This window comes from Paenibacillus koleovorans NBRC 103111 (assembly GCF_004000845.1).
In the GTDB taxonomy this organism is placed as follows: Bacteria; Bacillota; Bacilli; order Paenibacillales; family NBRC-103111; genus Paenibacillus_AA; species Paenibacillus_AA koleovorans.
Genome location: NZ_BIMA01000205.1, coordinates 1 through 5,327 on the forward strand (window position 1 = coordinate 1; position 5,327 = coordinate 5,327).

At 47.1% G+C, this 5,327-nt stretch carries 3 protein-coding genes and 1 pseudogene; 2 read left to right on the forward strand and 2 right to left on the reverse strand.

The window, feature by feature from the left end; translation table 11 throughout:
- Window positions 1-291: 291 nt before the first annotated feature.
- Window positions 292-630 (reverse strand): helix-turn-helix domain-containing protein, encoded by a 339-nt coding sequence (locus PKO02S_RS31470; protein ID WP_127589163.1) that lies wholly within the window; start codon window positions 628-630, stop codon window positions 292-294.
- Between the two features lie 145 nt (window positions 631-775).
- Between PKO02S_RS31470 and PKO02S_RS31475 the strand changes: the two genes are divergently transcribed.
- Both PKO02S_RS31475 and PKO02S_RS31480 read left to right on the forward strand, forming a co-directional pair.
- Window positions 776-2,119, forward strand: a complete 1,344-nt coding sequence (locus tag PKO02S_RS31475; protein ID WP_127589165.1) for a hypothetical protein — start codon at window positions 776-778, stop codon at window positions 2,117-2,119.
- A 42-nt stretch (window positions 2,120-2,161) separates the two neighbouring features.
- Window positions 2,162-4,114: a stalk domain-containing protein gene (locus tag PKO02S_RS31480; protein WP_164821814.1), complete on the forward strand. Its 1,953-nt coding sequence runs from the start codon at window positions 2,162-2,164 to the stop codon at window positions 4,112-4,114.
- 321 nt (window positions 4,115-4,435) lie between these two features.
- Here PKO02S_RS31480 and PKO02S_RS33525 read toward each other — a convergent pair.
- Window positions 4,436-4,940 (reverse strand): annotated as a pseudogene (locus tag PKO02S_RS33525) (ABC transporter ATP-binding protein); the annotation flags it as partial.
- Window positions 4,941-5,327 lie beyond the last annotated feature (387 nt).

Sequence of the window (5,327 nt, forward strand, 5' to 3'; positions counted from 1 at the left end):
GCGATTCAACATCATTCAGCAAAATCCGCTAGACATGACTCCCGCTTGGAAGCCGCCAGAGCTCAACTTTCGGCGAAGGCCTGCTGCAGATCTTGCACAATGCGTTCAAATCTTAATACTGACAACAAAGAAAGGGTATCCCTCAAGCAATGGGCAATTGCTTGAGGGATACCCTTTCTTGTTAGAAGCTTCTGGCGGCAAGGTAGCCGTGAAATTTCCGACACCGGATGGGTTTTATGTGGGGTACATCCACTCCATACGGGCACACCCGACTATACACTCTCCTCCTCATCAATCGGAGGAAAGTTTGTCCAGATGCGAGAACATCAAAGTGATCACTTCCAGCGCCATTTGTTGTTCTTTCTCGGAGCGATTCAAAATCACTTGTCTAATTTTATTGACATAATGCTCATTGCCTTTCTGAATAGATTCTTGAAGCAAATCATCCACCGTGACTCCCAATTGATTGGCAAGTCGAACAAGCGTATCCAAGGTCAGAGAACGTTCTCCTCTCTCGATTTGCCCGATATATGCATGGGAGACATCTATTTTCTCCGCTATTTTTTCCTGCGTCAAGTCTTGCTTGAGTCGTTCTTGGCGTAACCGAGCGCCTAGTATACGATAGTCCATCTGCATCCCTCCACCATTAACAGTAGTTAATTTGAAGGCTTTAATTAACGAACTGATAGTTTCTAAATATTTACCAGTAGTTTCAAATAAAGTATACTTAGCAGGAGTAGTTCAAATTACTCAGGACGTTTGAGGAGTTGATTAGATGGCAGCCTTATGGTTCTTACTCACTATTGTTTGTTTAATTTTCCTGATCATCGGGTTAGTGAAGCCAAGAGCAGTTATTTATTGGGGAACCAGAACGAGAAAGAGGGTCTTGTTATATTACGGGCTTTCCATACTAGTGCTCTTCGTTGCTACTGTTGCTGCAATTCCAGAGTTGCCATCAGAAAACCAAGCTCCATTGACCATTAATAAGAAAGCAGACTCGAGGCTGAACGCAGAAGAAAACGCAAAGAAAGAAGACATGGAAACAGCAAAACTAGAAGCTGAATCGAAATCCAAGGAAATCACAGAAGCAGCGGCGGAGAAAAAAACGAATGAAAAACCCTTGAATAACGCGGAAACCCAAACTGCAGTAAAGACGCAAAAGCCGGAAATAACCCCGGTGTCGGAACAGTCAAAGAAAGACGCTGCAGTGAACACAGCAGGACAAACAACAGAAATTACAGCTGAGAAAGTTCCCTTATGGAGCAAAGCCATCAACATGGCAAAATCGGCAGCCAGTTATATTAAGAGTGACGATCCATTTAAGTCGGAGAAAAAACAATTCGCGGAGGAAGAACTCAGAAAATGGCTGCAGCAGGAACCCGTGTATCTTGTTCTCGAGGAGAGATTGTTTCGGCCTGATTACTTCAAACGGACATTGAATGTAATTGACCAGTTCCTTTCCGGTCCGTTCTACATCTACTTCGGTGAAATGAAGGAGAACAAGCCTCACGGTAAAGGCCTTCTTCTCACCATTTCCGATTCCGATCTATCCTATGGAAAAGTGTTCACTCTTTTATATGTAGGGAATTTTAAAGGGGGGATCTATAACGGCTATGGAATCGAGTACCAAAAAGCGTCGACCTACTATAACGACGATTATAAATCCAAATTCACACGAGGTTCAGTCCCACTCTCGTTAGACCAGTTGGGCGTAAGTTACCCGGAATATGAAGGCTACTTTAGCAATGGCAAGTTCGAAGGAAAAGGCAAGTATATGACGGTGACCGAAAAACCAGAAAATTATGAACCCACTTATCTGAATGTCTACAGTAAAGCAAATGAGAAATTAATCCAAGATTTCGAGAACGAGTTAGGTGATGACTCTAGTAGCCTAATCCATATCTCTACGCTGCCTCCGCTGGACACATATGTGATCTATGAAGGGGAGTTCAAGAAAGACAACATAAATGGCAAAGGGAAGTTGTTCCATCCAACCGGAGATATAAAATATGAAGGACAATTTAAAAACGGAACGTTTCACGGGAAAGGAACTCTCTACAACGAGGATGGCAGCGTAAAATATAAAGGCAAATGGGATTCCGGAGATGTAAAAGGTTAATGCACCTTAATCTTACAAATGGATATGGGAGATGAGTTCGTTATGAAAACGTCCAAAAAGTTGTGTTCATGGTTGTTCTTGATTTCCATATTATGGATCACTCTGCTCTCTATATCCGTTTCTGCAGAAGGAGAGACCGAGCTTCCGTTGTTTAATACGCTGTCGATGGATATTGGCGGCTGGTCAAAGTTCGCGGTGAGTCCTGACGGGAAATTGCTTTTTAGCGGTGGCGGGGAGCGTTCTTATCTTTGGCATCTCGACAGTGGCAGGAACAAGGAAATCAAAGAACTTGGGAGATACGATCTGGATGGATCAGTTGAAGACGCCGTGTTTAGCCCGGACGGAAAGCTACTTGCTATTGCAATATCAGGGAATTCTATGAATCGTGTCATGTTAGTTGACAGTCAGTCCGGCAGCTTGTCAGATATCATTGAAACTTCAACTTCAGGTTTTGTAGGTCCCATTCAGTTTTCACATGACGGAAAATTCCTCATAACCGGGTTAAGATGGGATCGGATCAGTGTTATTGACTTGGCCTCACATAAAGAAGTATACGGGTTCCCGAAAGCGGAGTATATCAATCTCATACGCACGAATCCGTCACGAAACGAATTCGCGGTAACCAGCTCTCATACAAAAGATCGTAATTTAAAAGATTTGCAAATCAGAAATACAAGTACAGGAGAAATCATCAAGTCTTTGGGAAGTACATTGCCTCCGGGCAATTGCGGGATTTCTGATATGAGCTACTCGCCCGACGGCAAATACTTCATCGTCTCCTCCTATGAAAATTGCGGCACTCTCGTTTATGACGCAGACAAGACCTACGAACAAATCGCCGTTCTCGATCACTACGGGAGTATATCCTTCAGCAAGGACAGCTCGTTGGCCGTCATCGGGAACCGGGTATACCCTATCGAAGACAAGTTTAAAAATTCTTATGGATTGAAAGTGAAACATTCCGATCAGCAAATCGACTCCAAGTTGGCGTTTTTGACTCCTGATGGCAAGTATTTTATCACTCGATACAACCCCCATACTTCCAATGGGTTAATCGTACTCGACGCTTCCGACTTGTCCGTGCGCTTGACAGGAATTCGAATCGAGCCGGAATCGATTGCGCTTGGTCTCAATGAATCGCAAGCCTTGAAAGCAACAGGCCTCTATTCGGATGAGACAAGCAAACTGCTAAACGCTGACGCTGTCAAATGGACCGTGAAAGATTTTTATATGGCGGAAGTGAAGGAAAACGTTTTGTACGGACTAACCTATGGTTCAACCGCGCTGACTGCCGAATACGGCGGACATAAAGCAACCACTCCAATTACCATAGCCGATCGTCCAAGCGGGTTGAAAGCATTCCTTGACGGAAACCAGGTGAAGCTAAGCTGGTCGGGTGTCAACAATACGGCAGGATTGATGGGGTATTATCTGTATCGTCGGACAACCGACTCGAGCTACGGAGCTATGCCGTTAACTGATTTCCCGCTGCAAACAACCGATTATACCGACTCGAATGTGAATAGCAATCTGCAATATTACTACATCGTCAAGACTGTCTATAGCAATATAGAATCCGGGCCTTCCAACGAAACGTCCCCAGCACCTAAAACGATACAAATCGTATTGCAGATCGACAATCCTACGATGCAAGTAAACGGTAACAGCAAGGAGATCGACCCCGGGAACGGCACAGCACCGGTCATTTACTTGGGCAGAACCGTATTGCCGATCCGAGCGCTCATTGAGGAATTAGGTGGACAGTTGATATGGGAAGACCTCGATCGAAGAATCGCCATTGATCTGAAAGGCATGAAGATCGAATTATGGATCGACAAAAATAAAGCCATTGTGAATGACAACGAGCTGACACTGGATGTGGCTCCGACCATTATTAATGGGCGTACTATGCTTCCGCTCCGCTTTATTGCCGATCATCTCGGGCTGCACTTAACTTGGGACGGAACAACGCAGAGGGTTGAGCTCATTGGATAAAACGAACCGAACGAACAGAGGAAGAATGAATACTGAATATGAACGAGGGAACGATTTTATCCATTGCCTACCCTTTCTTTCGAGCCGCACCCTCGGGCAATCCGGATGTCCGAACGAATGGAAGATCCGGATGAATCTGCAGCAGTGGGGCGTGATCCTTCGCTGCAGATACCGAACAATACCCAGCCGTTGCGGCGAATGCGGTCGTTCAACCCCTCCTCCCGGTTGATGAGCGAGGAGTCCTGTTCGTTAGAGGAAGCTTGCCAAGCGCACAAAAGACCGCTCAAGTGAACGGTCCCGGCAACATTCTTGCTTTTGTTCTCAGACGCGGCCCCCGGCTCCCGCTCCGACCGGTGCTCGCGCGGGAGTCGGCTGGCGCTCGGCTACGGGGGCTGGTTCGCCTTCCTCCAGCACGTAGGGCAAGCAAATCGGAACTCCGCTGCGCGGATCGGGGATAACGTCGGAGCGAATGCCGAATACGTCTTACAGCAGCGCGGGCTCCATCACTTCGGCGGGCGTTCCGCTTTTGACTACAAGTCCGTCGCGGATCGCAATCATTTGATGGGCGAACCGGCTTGCATGGTTCAGATCGTGAACGACCATGACGATCGTTCGGCCCTCGTCCCGGTTCAGCTTCCGGAGCAGCGTGAGCACTTCATATTGATGCGACATATCGAGAAACGCCGTCGGCTCGTCGAGCAGCAGCACATCCGTCTCCTGCGCCAGCGCCAATCGCGATCCATGCCCGCTGCCCGCCGGACAGCTGGTCGACGGCCCGGCCGGCGAACCCGGTCATCGACGTGACCTCGAGCGCCCATTCGATGACGGCCCCGCTTATGTTGGAAGCTGATTCCGGATTGATCGTACCCTTGCAGCCGACCCCATAACTGGAGAACAGTAGCCTCTTCACTCAAGTAGGCGTCCAAAGCGGCCACCATCTCATCTTTCCTCATCCCGGTCGTCAACTGATGCCGAAGAGCTTAACCCTATTAGGCAGGGATTCATAGCCGTGATGCGAAGTTGTTAAACGATGCAAATAATTGCTTAGCGACATGGTGTTCACGCTCCGATCCGAATCATCTTCTCTTTTTTGAACATAGCATTGATTCCCACCAAATGTTAGGCATGTAAACGAAAAATAACCCACCCAGTTCAACTGTCAGGGATGGGTTACTTTTTCTAAATTTAATCGAAGTCACCTTCAGCTTGATTC